We start from the raw sequence: 16,571 nt of genomic DNA, 5'->3' as shown, positions 1-16,571 counted from the left end.
TAGCGCCACCGACCGTTACCGCTGACCAACTCAGAGGACATTCAGCTGCCTGCCCGCGGAGATAGCCCTCGTTGACGGGTACGGCAGCCAGACGGGCCTTACGGATTTGTAATACCCCGGCAACGCTCCCGTATGCTTGATCGGACATGATCGCCCTCGAACCGCAGCGGCAACATGTCCATAAGCTGTCGAGTTCGAGGGGTGACATCCAAAAATGCCGGACCGCAGCTACTCCACCCGCTCGGGCAAGTGGATCCGGATCGCCACGGCCGCGGTGCTTCTCGCCATCGTCTGTCTGATGGTCGTCATGCCCGGCCACGGACCGCTCGCGGACGATCGCGCTTACATGCTTTGGGTCTGGTAACCCAATGCTGTCGGATCAGGTCTGGGACGATGCCGGTGCTGCCAGGCCGCGCGTTGCAAGCCTGGCCAAAGGCGCTCCTGCTTCCCCTGTTTTCCAGCTGGGTGTCGGGGTCGTCGCATTTCTTGTGCTCCGGATCGGACTGGCATCGGTCATTCCGCTGTCAATCGACGAGGCCTACGCGGTCGCGGTGTCGCGCAGCCATTCGCTTTCGTATTTCGACCACCCGCCGCTGGGTTTCGCGCTGGCACGTCTGATGGCGGATGTTTTCGGCTGCGAATGCCGGCTCGCCGTTCGGCTGCCCTATGTTGTTCTCGGCTCGCTTTCGACGCTGCTGCTCTTCGAACTGACCCGCCATGCCTACGGCAAGGTTGCCGCATTCTGGGCAGCGGCGTGGTTCACCGTTGCTCCTTTCTTCTTCATTTCGGCCGGGCACTTCGTGGTGCCCGACGGGCCGCTCGATTTCTTTCTCCTGGCCAGCGCTTGCGCCGCCGCGCCATTGGTTCTGGGCGAAAGGCCACGGTTCGCCTTGCTGCGCTGGGTCATCGTCGGTGTCGCCTTCGGCCTGGCGCTGATGTCCAAATATCAGGCCGGGCTGTTCGGTATCTCGGCCTTGCTTGTCCTGGTGTCGACGAGGCCGGGCCGGGCCGAGTTGCGAACGCCGGGCCCCTGGATCGCCGGCGCCATCGCGACGCTTGGCCTGCTGCCGGTCATCGTCTGGAATATGGATCATGGCTGGATTTCGTTTGCGTTCCAGTCCGGCCGCGGCCTGGCCGAGGAAGGCCATGTTTTGCATCCTGGAAACCTTGCCATCACGCTGCTGGGTCAAGCGGCCTATGTGTGGCCGCCGACCTGGCTTGTGGTCATGGCGTGCATGTGGAGCGCGGCCCGCGGCGGTTCGGAGGCCGATCGGTTCTTCGTGACCATTGCGGCGCTGCCTGTGGGGTTCTTCGACCTGGTCGCCCTGTTCAGCGCCCATTCCCTGCCGCACTGGTCAATGAGCGGCTTCCTGTTCGGCTTTCCGCTTTTCGGCCAATGGTGCGCCCGCCTTGCGGAACGCCGGCCTGGATTGCTGCGGCTATCCTTCACCATCGCCGCCACTGTCGTCCCACTCCTGGCGGCGGGGTTTGCGGTGCAGGTCCGGACCGGCGCCTTCACGCGGGCGTTCTATGAACGGGCGCCGAAATTCGACGTCAACTGGCAACTCGTCGACTGGTCGGCGCTGACCAGTGAGCCACAGGGCAAGGACCTCAGCGGTGCCAGCGCCTATGTGGTTGCGTCGAACTGGATGCAGGCGGCGCGGATCGCCGACGCTCTTGGACCAGACGTACCGATAGAGGTGCTGCCGGGGGATCCACGCCATTTCCAGTTCATGGATGACGCGCGCTTGAAGACACGAAGCGAGGGCTTCTTTGTCGGCGCCCTGGATTTCGGCAAGGAGGCGGCTCGCGAGAAGGAGTATCGCGACGGCCTTGATGGACGGTACGTCGTCGATGGCCGGCCCCGGCGCCTCATACAGCGCATCGGCGGATTTCCCGTCTTCGAAATCCTGATCCTGCCGGTCAACCGCATCGAGGCGCCGCAAGCACACGACGGCGCGGCGCGTCCATGAACCAGGCGACATACCCAGTGCCGGACGTAGAACTGGCGGCGGATACAAACAGCAGCGCGTCGCAACAACGCCGCGGGGCGGAACTCACGGTCGTGTCGTGGTCCACCTCAGCGTGCTGCATGCGCTGCTGCCGCACGGCCTGCCTTTCGCGGTAGCCCAGACCGCGGCCATGTTCACGGCCATGGCGTTCAACTCTATGCTGAACAACACATTCACCTATCGCGACCAGCGCTGGCACGGCTGGCGCTTCGTCACCGGATTCGCGATGTTCGCGGCGCTGTGCAGCTTTGGTGTCGTGGCGGGCGTCGGCGTGTCGACGCTTCTTTACACCGGTCCGTCGCGCTGGTGGGCGGCCGGGCTTGCCGCCGCCGCCGTCGGCTCGGCCTGGAACTATATTACCAACTCCGCCATCACCTGGCGCGTGCGGTAATCGCCCGAAACGCGAATAGACCTGTAAAGAGTTCTCAGTCGAATGGCGACCGGCAGGGGCCGGAATGAACGCCCAGCCCCTGCCGGTGTCACCGCTGAAGCGAAATTACTTTGCCTGATGGATAGCGGAAACTTTCAGCTTGCCCGCTGCTGTCGTGGAATACGTGACCACGACCTTCTCGCCGGCCTTGAGGGTCTCGGCCTCGATCCCTTCAGGCAACGTTAATGTCGTTCCGTCCGACAGGGTGATCGAGTCACCATTCTTGTCCACGCTCTTGATCGTCCCGGTAACGGCCTTGGCAAAGGCCCCGCTCGAGGACGCCAGCGCGATTATCATTGCGGTAGCGACAACTGAATTTTTCATCTGCGTTTTCCTGTTCTGGTTTCATTGTGATGCCGCAGGGCCGATGGCCGCGGGGCACGGTGACGAGCCGGTGCGCGTGGCTGCCGGGTCGTGTCTGCGAGAGACACTGGGTCGATCTTAGGGGGCCAAGTTTTCAACGAGATGGCCGGCACCATACAAATAGGTAAGCTGAAGCCGGCCGTCAGAGATCCCGCAAATGCTCGCCATCCTTCCCCAACGACGGCCTTGCCAACAGGACGGCTGCGATGACGGAAGCGGTGACGAGGCACAGGACGGTGCCCAGATAGATCCAGGGCACCGAAAGCGTTTCGGGCGGCGGGTCGAACACCCCCGTCAACAGCTTTACCAGCATCCAAGCCGTGGCAACGCCAGACAGCAGACCGAAGGCGAAACCGCCGACGATGATGACGGCGCCTTCGCCCCACAGGAAGGCCGACAACTGTCGCGGCTTGGCGCCGATAGCGCTCAGGATGGCGAAGCTCCGGCGGCGTTCGATGAAACCCAGTGCCAGCATCAACCCGGCCGCGGCGGCGGCCATGACGACGGAAAACCCAAGTTCGATGGCCGTCAGTCCGCCGAGGTCGACCGCCGTCAAGCTGGAGCCGATGAGGTGGGCAGCATGCCCGATGTCGGCGACCTTCAACGACGGATCGGACGTCAGCGTCGACGACACCTGGCGAGCGAGCGCCGTTGGATCTCCCTTGGCTCGCATCAGCACATATTCCGACGCGTCGGAACCCGTCATGCGAGCCACGTAGGCGGCATTGGCGACGAGGAAGGAATCCTTCGGCGCGGTCGGGAATTCGCGCGCCACCCCGATGAATTTGAAGGCGACGGGATGATACTGATGGTCCCTGGCATCGATCAGCCGCAGATTCAGAGTGTCGCCCTGCCGAAGCTGGAAATCCTGCACGGTCTCCTCGGACACGAGTACGCCATCCGGCGTGGATGCGAGCCGGCCAAGCGTGTCGGCGGCATTGCCGCCACTGAAATAAGCGTCCGACAGGCTGGTGACCCGTTCGATGCGCTTGGGGTCGATGCCATAGAGGTCCTGCAGGTCGGCGCCGACATAAGCGAAGCGATGCTGCATGGGCTCCGCCGCCGCGGCGTCGGGCAGCGAGGCCAGCGCCGTCAGATGCGCTCCAGCCGGCCTGTCCGATGTGCCCAGAACGGTGACATCGGAACCATTCGTCAATTCGGCGTCGATGCGCGCCTGCGCATTATAGGTGGTGTTGAAGATGGCCGTCGAGGTTGCGAACGAGATCGCCAGCGCGGTCATGGCGATCGCAATGGTCAGGCGGCCTGATTGCCGCGACAGCGCGGCCGACACGACCGGCGCGAGACGCCCGCAGACTGGCACGATGATCGCCCGAAGCATCGCGCCGTTTCGGGAGATGACCTGGCCCGACAGCCGTATCGCCAACAGCGCCATGCCCAGCCAGAACAGCGCGGGCGCGATGAAGGCCTTGTAGTCCACCGAGGTTGCGGCAACGCCTTCGGGCGCAAGCACGATCTGGTAGCCGGTGCTCGCCGATAGCCAGAAGACGAGGCCGGCGGCGGCAAGCAGCAACAGGTCGAGCCAAAGCTTCTGCCATAGCGGTGACACGGTCCTGGTGACCGTGCGGCGGGCAAGGTTGACCGTGGTCCAGCGAGCGTCGCGCCAGGCCGGAAACAGGAAGGCGACAAACCCGACAAGCAAGCCGGCGAGTGCGATGAAAAGCAGTGTCGAGACACTGTCTGCCGCTGATGCACGCGGGCCGGCGGCCATGAAACCCGGCAGAAGCGCTCCTGCAATGCCCAAAGCGGTGCCGCCGATTGCCGCGATCGCGGCCTCGGTAGCGGACAAGGCAAGCACCGTTCGCGTCGTCGCGCCGCGAACGCGAAGCAGCGCCTGCTCGACGCGCCGGCGCGCGGCACCTGACAAGGTGACTGCGAAGGTCAGCGCCACGGCGAGCGCAATGCCAGGCACCCCCAGGAACAGGAACAGGACCGAGGCGTAGAGCGCGTCTTCGCGGACGGCACCGAGACGGGAGCCGAGGTTGTCGGCGACCAGCGCCTGGCCGGCCACTTTCGCTTCCAGGTTCCGCGTCGCACCGGTGACGAAAGTATAGGCGGAAACCGGATCGCGCGGCAGCGAGGCGTGGACGAGCCGGACATGCAGTTGCAGCCGGGTGGTGTCGGGCCTTGCCTTTTCTTGTGGCGAAAACAGTTGCAGCCATTCCTGCAAAGGCAGGATCAGCACATTGTCCGGCGGCGCCTGTGGCGCGACCTGAGGCGGTAAGCCGACCGCCTGAAAAAAGGAATCCGCATCGGGAAGGTCGATCACGCCGGCCACTTTCACATCCGCCGGCGGCATCCCTATCCGCGTGATCGACACCGTGTCGCCCGGGCCGACATGGAGATTGGCCGCCGTCTGCTGGGCAATGAGAACGCCGTCGACCTTGCCGGAAAGCAATCTGGTCTCCGCCGGAAAATCCTTGGGATAGCCGTTGTCGAAGGCAACCACCTGCCCCGGTCCGGTTGTCTGTGTCGTGCCGCCGGTTTTGGCCTCCAGGCCAGAAATGTCGGCATATCGAACCTGATGGGCAAACTCGACTTGCGCGGCACCAGCCAAGGCCTTGCTGATCAGCGCCGGGTCGACTCCCGGGATCACCTGGACCTGCCAGTCGATCGGAACCGCTGATATGGCGCGGCTGGTCATGGAACTGCCGGCATCGACGAGAAACAGAGCCATCGCCGTGAGCAGTGCCACGGTCAACGCAACGCCCGCGGTGGCGCCGGCGACACGGGGGAGGCGGTGGGCGAGAACGCCGCGAATCCACAACAACAGCATCATGCCACTCGGTTTCTCGGCCAGCCCGGGATCATCTGGCCATGGTCCATCGCCCACCGCGTCGCCATGCGAGCGGCCACGGCGTTGTCATGCGTTGCGACGACCAGGGCAATATCGGTGCCGTCCAGGTGATGCAGCACCGCGTCGAAGAACAGTTGGGCGGTTAAGCTGTCGAGCTGCCCCGTCGGTTCGTCGGCCAGAATCAGCTTCGGCCCGATGACAAGGGCGCGTGCCATCGCCACCCGCTGTGCCTGTCCGCCGGACAATTCCTCCGGCAGCTTGTCGGCAAGCCCGGCAAGACCGAACGATGCCAGAAGCGAAAGGGCGGTGCCCTTGCCGCCGCCCTCGCCTGCCAGGATCATCGGCAGGTCTACATTCTGAGACGCGGTAAGAGCTGGAAAAAGGCTGGGGGACTGGAACACCATTCCGATCCGGCGTGGCCTGAGGTCGTCGAATGCGCCGAGTCCGGGCCAGTCGATGCTGCCGCTCGTCGGCCTGTTCAGCCCGCCAAGAATATGCAGCAGCGTCGTCTTGCCGCTACCCGACGGGCCAACCACGGCAATGCGCGCGCCCGACACGATCTCGCAGTTGACGTCGCGCAGAACAGTGCTCCGGCCAGCCCCGTCGTGGAAGGCGCGCCCGAGATTTTTCGCCATGACCAGCGTCTCACTCACTCTCGATCCTCCCATCCCGCAGCCGCATGATCCGATCGGCTCGTTGTGCCAGCGCCATGCTGTGTGTTGCCAGCAATGTCGCCAGCCCCGCTTCGCGCCTGGTCTCGAAATGCCCGATCAGTCGGGATTCGGTTTCCTGATCGACCTCGGCGGTCGGTTCGTCGGCAACGAGAACGGGCGGATTCGCAGCGAGCGCCACAGCGAGGCCGGCGCGCGCGGTCTCGCCACCGGACAACGTCGATGGGAATGCCGGCGCGCGATGCGAAAGGCCGACATTCTCCAGCAGAAATCCGATGCGCTGTTCGTCCTGCTTTCCGGCCAGACACATCTGGAAGCGTATGTTCTGCTCAACGGTCAGATGCGGAAAGAGATTGCCCGACTGAAGCAGGATGCCGAAATTTGCCGCGCGCAGGCGTGCCCGCTCAGCCTCCGATCGCCGGGAAAGCCTGCGGCCGGCCACATCGACATGGCCACCGTCCGGCTCGTCGAGGCCGGTCAGGCAGGCCAGCAAGGTGGATTTGCCGCTGCCGGACGGTCCGGTGACGGCGACGATCTCACCGGGCGACAGATAAAGGCTCACTCCGCGCAGCGCGGCAGTCTCGTCGTCTCCGATGTGAAAAAACCGATAGATCTCGTGCGCGCTCAGCGCATACATCTCATTTCCACCGGAACGAGTTCGACATCAGCTGCCACTGATCGACATTGTCCGCCCCTTTCGGCGCATAGAGTTCCAGCGTGACGAGCTTGCCGTCCTTGAAGAAGAGATAACGTTCATTCTCCAGCCGTACCTGCTTGTTGGTGACCGCGTTCGGTTCCGAATTGGAGGTGTAGACGATGCGTATCGCGGGGCCCGCCGGAAGCGTTACCGGCTTGATCGCGCTCACCTTCACGGCGCGCTCGGCTTTCAAGAGGCCGGGCACATAGTTTGCCTTGGCGCTCTCGGCCGTGGGCGCGGCGTCGGCTTTCGACACCGATACAACGACGCCGTCGAGTTTATCGACGAAACTCGCGCCGTCGGCACGATCCGACCGCGCCCAGCCCTCGGGAACTTTCATCGCGAACCCCTGGGGGGACGCGTAGTCGATGAAAACCTGGGAGTCTGGAATGTCGCCAGGCGGGTTCTTCTCGGGCTGAACGGCCGTCTCCGCGAACGCAGGCGTGCTGCCCGCGGTCGGGACAAGCGCGCCTGCCGTGCCCAGACATGTCGTGACAGCGAGGACCGGCAGAGTTCGGCAGATATTCTCAAATACGCTCATCATCTCTTGAAACCTTTCGAACGGAATAGCGATTGCGTTCAGTATGCCGCCTCAAGCTTACAGACAGGTCGCCTCGTCCATACGGATTGGTAAGCTTCGATGCTCGCCATCGCCTCCATGCGGCCTATTATTTCACTGCGGGAAAACTTATGCCGACCATCAGTCCAGGATGATTATCCTCAAGGCTGATGGATGCACCGTGCAGATCGGCTATGGCCCGCACGAGGCTCAGTCCAAGACCGTTGCCGGGCGTCGAGCGGCTGTGGTCCAGCCTGTAGAGCCGCTGGAAGACCTTCTCGCGCTCTTGTGCAGGAATTCCAGGGCCATCGTCACTGACTTCTACCAGGATGCGATCATCCTGCCTGCCCACCGACAATTCGATGCCTGTGCCTGGCGGAGAGTGCCGCAGGGCATTCTCCACGAGATTGGCGAACATCTGCGTCAGCAGTTCCCAATCGCCGTGGATTTGGCATTGCTGGCCCGTGAAAACCTTTGCCGACAGTAGCTTTCCGTCGTCTTCGGCGACGTCGGCGTAGATTTCGGCGATGCTTTCGACGACGCCATTGATATCCAGATCGATGAATCGCGCCTTGCGCGCGCCAGCCTCGATCTGGGCGATGCGCAGCAAGGCCTCGAAGGTTTCGTTTATCTGGTGGCCCGCGGCGAGGGCGTCCGCCAGATCCTCGGCATCACTTTGCCCGGATGCGGTTTTCTCCGACGCGGCCTCCAGGCTGATCTGCAGGCGGTTCAACGGCGTCTTCAGATCATGCGCGATGTTGGTGCTGACCTGCTTCACACCTTCGACAAGCGCCGAAAGACGGTCGAGAGCGGCGTTGACCTGCGCCGAAACACCGTCGATGTCGTCGCCGTTGCCAATCAAGGGGATGCGAGCATCAAGACGCCCGTGCGACACGTCGACCATCGTGGCAGCGATGCCGTCGAGGCGCCGCTGGACGCGCGACGCCAGCACGGCGCCACCGGCCACGGCCAGGCCGGTAATGATCAGGGTAGCCCAGCCGAAACTCATCAGCACGATGGTTTCCAGTTCCTCGGTTTCGGAGAGCGTGAAGGCGACCGCCAGGCTGTTCGCACCAACCGAACCGGAATAGACCCGATATGAGGTGTCGGGGGGCACGTCCGGCAGCGCCGCTTCAAATATCGAGAACCCGTCCGGAAGATTTGCCGCGATAAGGCTCCCTGCCAGACGGTTGCCGTCCGGGCCGATCAACGAAAAAAGCTGTTCCTTCTTCGGGCTGAGCCTGGAATGGCTGTCGACCGTCGAAATCAGATCCTCCAGATCGCTGTCGGTGTAGGTGGCAGCCACGACCGAATAGGTTTCCTTGATGGATTCGTCGAGCCGCTCCGCCAGGTCAGCGCTCATCAGCTGATAGACGATGGCGCCCGACAGGATGAAGGCCAGCACGAACAGGAATGCGAAGGTAAGCGCCAGCCGGAAAGGTGTGCTGCGCAGCAGGCTGGACCGTATTTCCGTCATGTTGAAAGCGGCGCGTGCAGGCTGTAGCCGGTGTTGCGGACCGTGTGGATGAGCTGGGTTTCGAACGGCTTGTCGATCTTGGTCCGCAGCCGGCTGATATGGGTCTCGACCACGCTGGTCCTGGGATCGAAATGAAAATCCCAGACGCGCTCGAGCAGCATGGTCCGGGTAATTATCCGCCCTTCGCCGCGCATCAGGACTTCCAGCAGGCTGAACTCCCGCGGCTGCAGATCGATCGGCTGGCCCCGGCGCGTGACGCGCCGCATGATCAGGTCCATTTCGAGATCTGCGACCCGCAACGTGGTTTTCTGCTCCTGTGCCGCAGGCCTTCGCCCCAGGGCATTGACGCGGGCCAGCAGCTCGGAGAAGGCGAAGGGCTTGACCAGGTAATCGTCGCCACCCGCCTCAAGCCCTTCGACCCGATCGTCGATGCCGCCGATGGAGGTGAGAAAGATGGCTGGCGTCAGTGCGCCGGCGGCGCGGATTGCCTTGACCATCGACAGGCCGTCGAGGCCTGGGATCATGCGATCTGCCACGATCACGTCATAGCTGCCGCTGGTCGCCGCGAAAAGCGCGTCGTGGCCGTCTCTCATGAGATCGCAGACGTGGCCGGCCTCGGTCAGCCCTCTGACGATGTAATCGGCAGTCCTTTGGTCGTCCTCGACAACGAGAAGTCGCATGGCTGTTCTGGTCCATTTGCCGACAGGGGCAGGCTACACGAACCCGTTCCCTGCGATATCAAGAGCCCGGGAATCCCAACAACGGTTCCATGGCCTCGAAAGACTGATCCATTTCATACGTGCCGAGGATCGGGATCGCGATATGGCCGAACCGGATCGACAGCTGGGCCTCGGATCGCTCCTCGCCCGCCTTTACCAGCGCCGCAAGATAGAGAGCGGATGCCAGACCGGTCCTGTCGGAGCCGGCCTGGCAATGGATGAGGACGGGCTTGGGGACCCGCCTCATCAAGGCGATCAGCGCCAGAGACTGCCGCGGGGGCAGTTTCATACGAGCCGACAAGCCGAAATCGATATGGCGGATACCGAGGTCTTTCGCGGTCTTGATTTCCGCATCGTACCAGGCGCGACCGGGGGATTTGCCGCGCAGATTGATGATCGTCGCGATGTGGTATTCGTCCCGGTATGCCCTGATCTCGTCCGCGGAAGGCTGCGCGGACCGATAGGCTTCACCCGCGACGATCACGTGGAAATTGTTGTTCAGATGGGTCGCCGCCAGCGCGCAGCCGGCAAAGGCGACAACGCCAACCAGCGATGCCGCCCACGCCTTGATCGAAACGCACCGGAAGCTTCTCATCTGCGGTCTCTTCGCCGGACCTAGTCCGAATCAAGCAGCATCTCGTCCAGCTCATCGGCCTTCTTCCTAAGCGTCATGTAGAGGACCAGGGCGACGATGCAGCCGAGGAAGGCCAGGCTGGTGAAGGTGGTGCCGAAGCCCAGGCCGCCATATTCGACCGGCTGCGACAGCAGGTCGCCGAACGAGGCGCCGAGCGGCCGCGTCAGGATGTAGGCGAGCCAGAAGGCCAGGATGCCGTCAAGATTGATGAGGTAGTAGGCCAGCGCGATGAGCCCGATCACACCGCCGAACAGCAAGCCGGTGGTGAGGTAGCCCATGTCGAAGCGTTCGGCGACCAGATCCCCGGCGGCGGTACCGAGCGAGAAGGTGAAGAGGATCGCCAGCCAGTAGAAGATTTCGCGCCTGGTGGTGAAGATGGTGTGGATCGACAAGGTTCTCTCGCTGGCGTACCAGACCGCGAAGGTCGCGGCCAGCACGACACTGAAAGCAATCGTCGTCGTCTCGAGACGGACGCCGAAATTGTCGACGAGGTTGTCGGTAACCAGGGTGCCGACAACGCTTATCAGCACCACCGCCAGCCAATAGGTCCAGGGCACGTAACGCTTCTGCGCGAACTGCAGGACAAGGGCGACGACCAGGACGCCGGCCATGATCAGCGACGTCACCGTCAGCCCAAGACCGAGGTTGACGGCAAGATAGTCGGCGGCGGTTTCGCCCATGGTCACCGCCATGAGCTTGATCAGCCAGAAATCGACGGTGACGTCGGGAACCCTGTTGAGAGCCGGCTCAATGCGGTTGGCTTGCGGCGCGAGCATGATGGCATCCAGTCGTTGCGGTTAGGGGATCAGTCGTGGTCAATGCATGCGCCCGAACCGTCGGGCGTTTCGGGCGACATGCATCAGGCGACATGCATTACTTGCCCAGGATCTTCATCCCCTGGGCGAAGAAGTCGTCGGCACGCTTGTCATCGTCGGCATTGCAGCGTTCGATGCCCTTGGTCTCGAACTCCGAGACCTTCGCCTTGTCGGCCTCGCTGGGCTTGGCAGTGGCTTCAGCCGCGCGCAAGGCCTTCAGTGCGTCCTCGCAGGGCGTGGCAGCAGCGAAAACCGAGGAAACTGGATTGGCGACGGCGAAAAGGCCGATTGCCATGGCGAGCGCATATTTCTTCATGAGACATTTCCTTGGCTGGAGCCGGTTGCCCCGGCTTAAAAATCCGACGATGGCGCCGGCAACCGAACCTTAGGGATGTGACCTCACACCAGCCTGTCCTGCGGCTTACAATTTCGTAAGAACATTCGAAGGCCAGGAAATTACTCGCCAGACACTTTCCGTCATCTGGCGATCGCAAACTTGGATCGCCCGCGACGTCGCCGCCGCTTCGAGCGCAATGTGCGATGCATGTTTGAAGCTGTGAATGTCCCAAACCTTACGCTTTTGTATGGAGCCAGCAATGTGGTCGTAAAACGATCCTATGTATGTTTGTAACGCAAGAATGGTTCGCGAGATGTCCAGGCCGGTTCAGATGCTATAGGCGTCGGATCCAAGGGTGGAGCCCCGCGGCGGAAGGAGAATGGAGTTGCGGCATTGTCCGATGGCCCAACGCTCCGGAAAGGTCAAACGCCATGGCGCTCAGCCGACGCGAATTGATGCTTTATGGCGCCACGGGGCTGGCCTCCGCTGTGTTCCCGACGGGCGGCGTCGCCAAGATCCAGCTGGCGCTGGACGGCGGCCCTCCACTGACGAGCAAGGCTGACTACATCCAGTGGATGCAGAAGAACCGCGGCGAGTCTGCCAATTTCCTGGGGCAGCGCTGGGACCGTTTCGAGCAATTGATCGCCCACAAGGACGTGTGGGACGACCGCGACAAGCGCGCCTACCTGCTGACCCCGCGCGAGCGCTTCGTCACCAAGGCGAACATCGCGCGCGCGTATGAATGGCACTATCTCGACATCGGCTATGGCGTGACCATCACCGGCCCGCACACCGTTGCCCGCATGACCAACTCCATCGATGTGCGCAGAGGTGACAAGGTGCTGGAGATTGGCACCGGCTCTGGATATCAGTCCGCCTATCTCTCCTACCTCACGGACAAGGTGTATTCGATCGAGATCATCAAGCCGCTGGCGGCGCGCACGCGCAGCATCTATGACGGGCTCATCGCCGACGGCTACGCCGAATACCAGCATATTTCGACCCACACGGGGGACGGCTATTACGGGCTGAAGGAAGAGGCCCCGTTCGACAGGATCATCGTCACCTGCGGCATCGACCACATCCCGCCGCCCCTGCTGCAGCAACTGCGGCCGAACGGCATCATGGTCATCCCTGTCGGACCGCCCGGCGCCCAGCATGTGCTGAAGATCACCAAGAAACCAGCTGCCGATGGCAGCTTCACCGTCGCACGCTCGGACATCTATCAAGGCGGGACCTTGTCCTTCGTGCCATTCACCAAACTTGGCCAGTCCGGCATCGTCGGGACCCACAATGGCGACTGACCCAGCATGCTTGCTGGCGGCATCGTTAGCTCATCTGAAGCAGCCGACATGATCGGGGAACGGTGCTCCCTCAGCGCGAACACCAGGTGGTCATCATGAGTAACTCCGCGACTGACGCCGACCAGGATCCAAATCCAGGCAAGCCCGCCGGCTCATGATGTCCTCTCCGCATCTCACCGCTCGCGCAGGATCTCCTGCTTGTAGCGGATGAGCGGCGAAAGCAGGTAGCTGATGATGCGACGTGAGCCGGTCTTGATCTCGACCGTGACCGACATGCCGGGCGAGAGATCGGCGGATCTGCCTTCGATCTGCATCTGCGTGCGGTCGAGCGAGACACGCGCCACATAGGCGAGCCCCTGCCCGCTTGTCCCGGCCGTTGAACTCTGTGCCGCCGATGGTGGCTCGCGCGAGGCATCGTCGCGTTTGTCATTGTTGACAGCGTCGCGCGAGACGCCGAGCACGTGCCCGTGCAAGAGTCCGTAGCGCGTGAAATTGAACGTATCGACCTTGATCTCCGCCTCCTGCCCCGGAGAAACAAAGCCGACATCGCTGTTCGACACCATGGCCTCGATCTCGAGAGCAGCATCGGCCGGCACGACGACCGCGAGTGACTGCGCCGGCGTGACGACGCCTCCGATCGTATGCACGGCGAGCTGCTGCACGACGCCGTCTACGGGGGCGCTCAGGGTCTGCATCTTCGCCCTGTGCTCTGCCTTGACCATGTCCTGGGCCAGGCCGGCCGCCTTTTGCTCGGCCTTCGCCAAATCATCGAAAAGCGAGCGCCGGTATTCGGCCTCGGCTCGTGAATGGGTTTCCCTCAGCACGGAGACAGCCGCGTTGACCTCGCGCCCACGGCTCTCCAGCACCGGGAGATCGTGCTGCTGGCTGATCAGGTCCTGCAGGTCGGTGAGATAGGTGATCTTGGAGGCGAGACCCTTGTCGAATAGGTTTTTGTCCATCGTCACTCGCTCCTGGAGCGGCGGGAGCACTGCCTGCAGCTTGTCGATGGTGGCGGTGATTGTCTCGCCCTCCGCCTCCTTCTGCGCAAGCTGGCGCTCAATCTCGGCGAGCTTGGCTTCCTGCTCGGCCGTCTGCGTCATGAGAAAGCGACGTTGTGTCTCGATCAAGGCCTGGCCCGCATCGGCGGGAGCGACGAAATCATCGAGGGGATTGGCATTCCCCGCGAGCGCCGCCCGCAGCCGCGCCACCTCGAGCTGCGCAGCGACGAAATCGCTCTTGATGTGGTCGGTCTCCGCCGTGCTGATCGTCGGATCGAGCTCGACCAGGACGTCGCCGGCCTTTACCAAGGCGCCGTCGCGCACATGGATTGCACGCACGACGCCGGTCTCGAACGGCTGGATGACCTTGACGCGGTCATCCGGCACGATCCTGCCGGGGGCCGTCGCGACGATATCGACCTTGCCGACCGTGGCCCAGGTGAGAGCCAGGCAGAAAAAGGCGATGATGGTCGCGCCGATGGCGCGGCCAATGGGCGAAGGCGGCGTCTCCATGACCTCGAGCGCCGCGGGCAGGAAAGCGGTCTCGTAGTCGCGCCGGCGAACCTGCCGCGCGGGAAACTCAACGATGTTTCCGACGGCTGCCATTGGCGTTCCCCGCTTGCAGATTATGCAGGTTGGCGTAACGACCGTTCGAACGCATCAGATCGTCATGCGTGCCGTCCTCGACGACGCGGCCTCGATCGATCGTGATGATGCGGTCCGCATGGCGTACCATGGACAGGCGATGGGCGATGATGATGACGGTGCGCCGTTCGGCCATGCTGCGCATATTGTCCTGGATGATGCGCTCGCTCTCATAGTCGAGGGCGCTCGTCGCCTCGTCGAAGATGAGGATGCGCGGATCGCCCAGGAGCGCGCGGGCAATGGCGATGCGCTGGCGCTGGCCGCCGGAGAGCGAGCAGCCACGCTCGCCGATGACCGTGTCATAGCCTTCCGGGAGTTCGAGGATGAATTCGTTGGCTCCGGCCAGTTCAGCCGCGGCAATGACATCCTTCATCGGTATGGCCGGATCGGCCAGCGCGATATTGTCGCGCACCGACCGGTTGAAGAGCACGTCCTCCTGTAGCACGACGCCTACTTGCCGACGCAGCCAGGCTGTATCGACCATGGCGAGATCGACACCATCGGCAAGGACGCGCCCGGTCTCAGGCACGTAGAGGCGCTGGATGAGCTTCGCGATCGTGCTTTTGCCTGAACCGGAAGCGCCAACCAGTCCCACGATCTGGCCGGGCGGAAACTGGAAGCTCACATCGTGCAGCACCTCCCGTCCATCGATGCGGTAGCGGAAGCCGACATGCTCGAAGGTGATCTCCCCGCGGATGGGCGGCAGCGAGGCACGACCCGCGCCGAGCGTCGGCTCGGGTTGCGTGTTGAGAATATCTCCGAGCCGCTCGATGGAGAGGCGCGCTTGATGGAAATCCTGCCAGATCTGCGCCAGTCGCAGCACTGGTGCACTCACTCGACTCGCCAGCATGTTGAAGGCCACCAGCTCGCCCACCGTCAGGTTGCCATCGATGACAAGCTTGGCGCCAAAGAACAGGATAGCGGCTGTGACGATCTTGCTTGCGAGCTGGATCGCCTGGCTTGCCATGTTGCCCAGGCTCATCACGCTGAAGCTTGCGGACACATAGGCGGCAAGCTGTTCCTCCCAGCGACGCTGCATCTGCGGCTCGACCGCGAGCGCCTTCAACGTCTCGACCCCGGTGATGCTCTCCACGAGCAGCGCCTGATTTTCAGCGCCGCACCTGAACTTCTCGTCGAGCCGCCTGCGAAAGAGCGGCGTCGCGCCCGCGGAAATGCCGATGTAGACGGGGAATGCGCTTAGCACGACCAAGGTCAGGAGCGGGGAATAGACGACCATCACACCGAGGAAGACCACTGTAAAGGCAAGGTCGACGACGAGTGTCAGAGCCGAACTCGTGAGAAAGTTACGGATATTCTCGAGCTCGCGCACGCGAGCGATCGAGTCCCCGGCGCGTCGCGCCTGGAAATAGGCGAGCGGCAGCGCCATGAGATGGCGATACAGGCGCGCGCCGAGCTCGACATCGATGCGATTGGTCGTATGGGCGAAGAGATAGGTGCGCAGCCCGCCGAGGACTGCCTCGAAGACCGCGATCGCGACGAAACCGACGGTGAGGATTTCCAGGGTGCTCATGCCCCGGTGTACAAGCACTTTGTCGATCACGACTTGGAAGAGCAGCGGGCTGATCAGCGCGAAGAGCTGCAGGAACAGGGATGCGACCAGAACCTCGCCCAGGAGGCGGCGATATTTCCGGATCGCGCCCAGAAACCAGGTGATGTCGAAGCGCCGTGACAGGTCCGACAGCGAGGCCCGGCGCGCCATCAGGATCAGCCGCCCGTCCCAGATCGCCTCGAACTCGACGCGCGACAATGCCTCCGGACGCGGCGCATTGGGACGCTGGACAAGAACTTGTTCCTCGCCAGCCTTGCCAAGCAGCAGGAAGCCGCCATCCTTGAGCGCCGCGATGGCCGGCAAGGGCGTGCGGGCAAGGCGGGGCCAGGCGCTTTTGACGTTACGCGCCTTCAGCCCGAGGTCTTTGGCGCAGCGCAGCATCTCGGTCGTGCCGATCCGCGCCTGGCCGAGCCTGTGACGGATCTGTGGCCCCTCGGCCGCAACGCCATTGAGCTGCAAGAGCATGACCAGTGCGCCAAGCCCCTGATCGTCCTCTCGCCCGGCCTGGGGGCCTCCGAATGCCAT

At 63.1% G+C, this 16,571-nt stretch carries 16 protein-coding genes; 4 read left to right on the top strand and 12 right to left on the bottom strand.

Annotated features, from left to right (window positions below):
* The first annotated feature begins 214 nt into the window (after positions 1–214).
* The 3 genes from LB556_RS16495 (at position 215) to LB556_RS16485 (ending at position 2,403) form a co-directional block, all read left to right on the top strand.
* Complete coding sequence (locus LB556_RS16495) at positions 215–364, top strand: hypothetical protein (RefSeq protein WP_224568770.1); 150 nt, start codon at positions 215–217, stop codon at positions 362–364.
* Positions 365–368: 4 nt separating this feature from the next.
* Positions 369–1,973, top strand: coding sequence for an ArnT family glycosyltransferase (locus LB556_RS16490; protein WP_224568768.1), 1,605 nt, complete (start codon positions 369–371; stop codon positions 1,971–1,973).
* Positions 1,974–2,070: 97 nt separating this feature from the next.
* A complete protein-coding gene (locus LB556_RS16485) occupies positions 2,071–2,403 on the top strand; it encodes a GtrA family protein (protein ID WP_224568766.1) in 333 nt (110 codons plus the stop codon).
* Positions 2,404–2,508: 105 nt separating this feature from the next.
* Here the strand turns inward: LB556_RS16485 and LB556_RS16480 are convergent, their stop codons facing one another.
* From LB556_RS16480 to LB556_RS16435, 10 genes are all read right to left on the bottom strand, one after another.
* The gene (locus LB556_RS16480; RefSeq protein ID WP_224568764.1) at positions 2,509–2,766 is read right to left on the bottom strand and encodes a DUF1344 domain-containing protein; all 258 of its coding nucleotides are present in this window, start codon (positions 2,764–2,766) and stop codon (positions 2,509–2,511) included.
* Positions 2,767–2,947: 181 nt separating this feature from the next.
* On the bottom strand, positions 2,948–5,602 hold the full coding sequence (locus LB556_RS16475) for an ABC transporter permease (protein ID WP_224568762.1): 2,655 nt from the start codon (positions 5,600–5,602) through the stop codon (positions 2,948–2,950).
* Entirely contained in the window at positions 5,599–6,273 is a 675-nt protein-coding gene (locus LB556_RS16470) for an ABC transporter ATP-binding protein (RefSeq protein WP_224568760.1), read from the bottom strand. The genes LB556_RS16475 and LB556_RS16470 overlap by 4 nt, the downstream gene beginning before the upstream one ends.
* The gene (locus LB556_RS16465; protein ID WP_224568758.1) at positions 6,266–6,928 is read right to left on the bottom strand and encodes an ABC transporter ATP-binding protein; all 663 of its coding nucleotides are present in this window, start codon (positions 6,926–6,928) and stop codon (positions 6,266–6,268) included. Before LB556_RS16465 ends, LB556_RS16470 begins: the two co-directional genes overlap by 8 nt.
* 1 nt (position 6,929) lies before the next feature.
* Positions 6,930–7,532: a hypothetical protein gene (locus tag LB556_RS16460; RefSeq protein WP_224568756.1), complete on the bottom strand. Its 603-nt coding sequence runs from the start codon at positions 7,530–7,532 to the stop codon at positions 6,930–6,932.
* Between the two features lie 124 nt (positions 7,533–7,656).
* On the bottom strand, positions 7,657–9,024 hold the full coding sequence (locus tag LB556_RS16455) for an ATP-binding protein (RefSeq protein WP_224568754.1): 1,368 nt from the start codon (positions 9,022–9,024) through the stop codon (positions 7,657–7,659).
* A complete protein-coding gene (locus LB556_RS16450) occupies positions 9,021–9,704 on the bottom strand; it encodes a winged helix-turn-helix domain-containing protein (protein ID WP_224568751.1) in 684 nt (227 codons plus the stop codon). The genes LB556_RS16455 and LB556_RS16450 overlap by 4 nt, the downstream gene beginning before the upstream one ends.
* A gap of 58 nt (positions 9,705–9,762) precedes the next feature.
* A complete protein-coding gene (locus LB556_RS16445; RefSeq protein ID WP_224568750.1) occupies positions 9,763–10,227 on the bottom strand; it encodes a tyrosine-protein phosphatase in 465 nt (154 codons plus the stop codon).
* 131 nt (positions 10,228–10,358) lie between these two features.
* Positions 10,359–11,153 (bottom strand): hypothetical protein, encoded by a 795-nt coding sequence (locus tag LB556_RS16440; protein ID WP_224568748.1) that lies wholly within the window; start codon positions 11,151–11,153, stop codon positions 10,359–10,361.
* A 97-nt stretch (positions 11,154–11,250) separates the two neighbouring features.
* The gene (locus LB556_RS16435; protein ID WP_224568746.1) at positions 11,251–11,508 is read right to left on the bottom strand and encodes a hypothetical protein; all 258 of its coding nucleotides are present in this window, start codon (positions 11,506–11,508) and stop codon (positions 11,251–11,253) included.
* A gap of 452 nt (positions 11,509–11,960) precedes the next feature.
* Between LB556_RS16435 and LB556_RS16430 the strand changes: the two genes are divergently transcribed.
* The gene (locus LB556_RS16430; RefSeq protein ID WP_224568744.1) at positions 11,961–12,833 is read left to right on the top strand and encodes a protein-L-isoaspartate O-methyltransferase family protein; all 873 of its coding nucleotides are present in this window, start codon (positions 11,961–11,963) and stop codon (positions 12,831–12,833) included.
* Positions 12,834–13,006: 173 nt separating this feature from the next.
* Here the strand turns inward: LB556_RS16430 and LB556_RS16425 are convergent, their stop codons facing one another.
* Together LB556_RS16425 and LB556_RS16420 are read right to left on the bottom strand one after the other, a co-directional pair.
* Positions 13,007–14,437 (bottom strand): HlyD family type I secretion periplasmic adaptor subunit, encoded by a 1,431-nt coding sequence (locus LB556_RS16425; RefSeq protein ID WP_224568742.1) that lies wholly within the window; start codon positions 14,435–14,437, stop codon positions 13,007–13,009.
* Positions 14,412–16,571 carry a type I secretion system permease/ATPase gene (locus LB556_RS16420; RefSeq protein WP_224568740.1) on the bottom strand — a complete coding sequence of 720 codons (2,160 nt, stop codon included), beginning with the start codon at positions 16,569–16,571 and terminating at the stop codon, positions 14,412–14,414. Before LB556_RS16420 ends, LB556_RS16425 begins: the two co-directional genes overlap by 26 nt.

It is taken from the genome of Mesorhizobium sp. ES1-4, assembly GCF_020164745.1.
GTDB lineage: Bacteria > Pseudomonadota > Alphaproteobacteria > Rhizobiales > Rhizobiaceae > Mesorhizobium.
The sequence above is the reverse complement of the archived record's forward strand: the minus strand, read 5'-3'. Positions and strand labels throughout refer to the sequence as shown.

Excerpts from the sequence above, each read along its gene's own strand:
- LB556_RS16420 (WP_224568740.1), bottom strand. The coding sequence starts at position 16,571 with ATGGCATTCGGAGGCCCCCAGGCCGGGCGAGAGGACGATCAGGGGCTT.
- LB556_RS16460 (WP_224568756.1), bottom strand. The coding sequence starts at position 7,532 with ATGATGAGCGTATTTGAGAATATCTGCCGAACTCTGCCGGTCCTCGCT.
- LB556_RS16475 (WP_224568762.1), bottom strand. The coding sequence starts at position 5,602 with ATGATGCTGTTGTTGTGGATTCGCGGCGTTCTCGCCCACCGCCTCCCC.
- LB556_RS16455 (WP_224568754.1), bottom strand. The coding sequence starts at position 9,024 with ATGACGGAAATACGGTCCAGCCTGCTGCGCAGCACACCTTTCCGGCTG.
- LB556_RS16450 (WP_224568751.1), bottom strand. The coding sequence starts at position 9,704 with ATGCGACTTCTCGTTGTCGAGGACGACCAAAGGACTGCCGATTACATC.
- LB556_RS16465 (WP_224568758.1), bottom strand. The coding sequence starts at position 6,928 with ATGTATGCGCTGAGCGCGCACGAGATCTATCGGTTTTTTCACATCGGA.
- LB556_RS16495 (WP_224568770.1), top strand. The coding sequence starts at position 215 with ATGCCGGACCGCAGCTACTCCACCCGCTCGGGCAAGTGGATCCGGATC.
- LB556_RS16430 (WP_224568744.1), top strand. The coding sequence starts at position 11,961 with ATGGCGCTCAGCCGACGCGAATTGATGCTTTATGGCGCCACGGGGCTG.
- LB556_RS16480 (WP_224568764.1), bottom strand. The coding sequence starts at position 2,766 with ATGAAAAATTCAGTTGTCGCTACCGCAATGATAATCGCGCTGGCGTCC.
- LB556_RS16490 (WP_224568768.1), top strand. The coding sequence starts at position 369 with ATGCTGTCGGATCAGGTCTGGGACGATGCCGGTGCTGCCAGGCCGCGC.
- LB556_RS16435 (WP_224568746.1), bottom strand. The coding sequence starts at position 11,508 with ATGAAGAAATATGCGCTCGCCATGGCAATCGGCCTTTTCGCCGTCGCC.
- LB556_RS16440 (WP_224568748.1), bottom strand. The coding sequence starts at position 11,153 with ATGCTCGCGCCGCAAGCCAACCGCATTGAGCCGGCTCTCAACAGGGTT.
- LB556_RS16425 (WP_224568742.1), bottom strand. The coding sequence starts at position 14,437 with ATGGCAGCCGTCGGAAACATCGTTGAGTTTCCCGCGCGGCAGGTTCGC.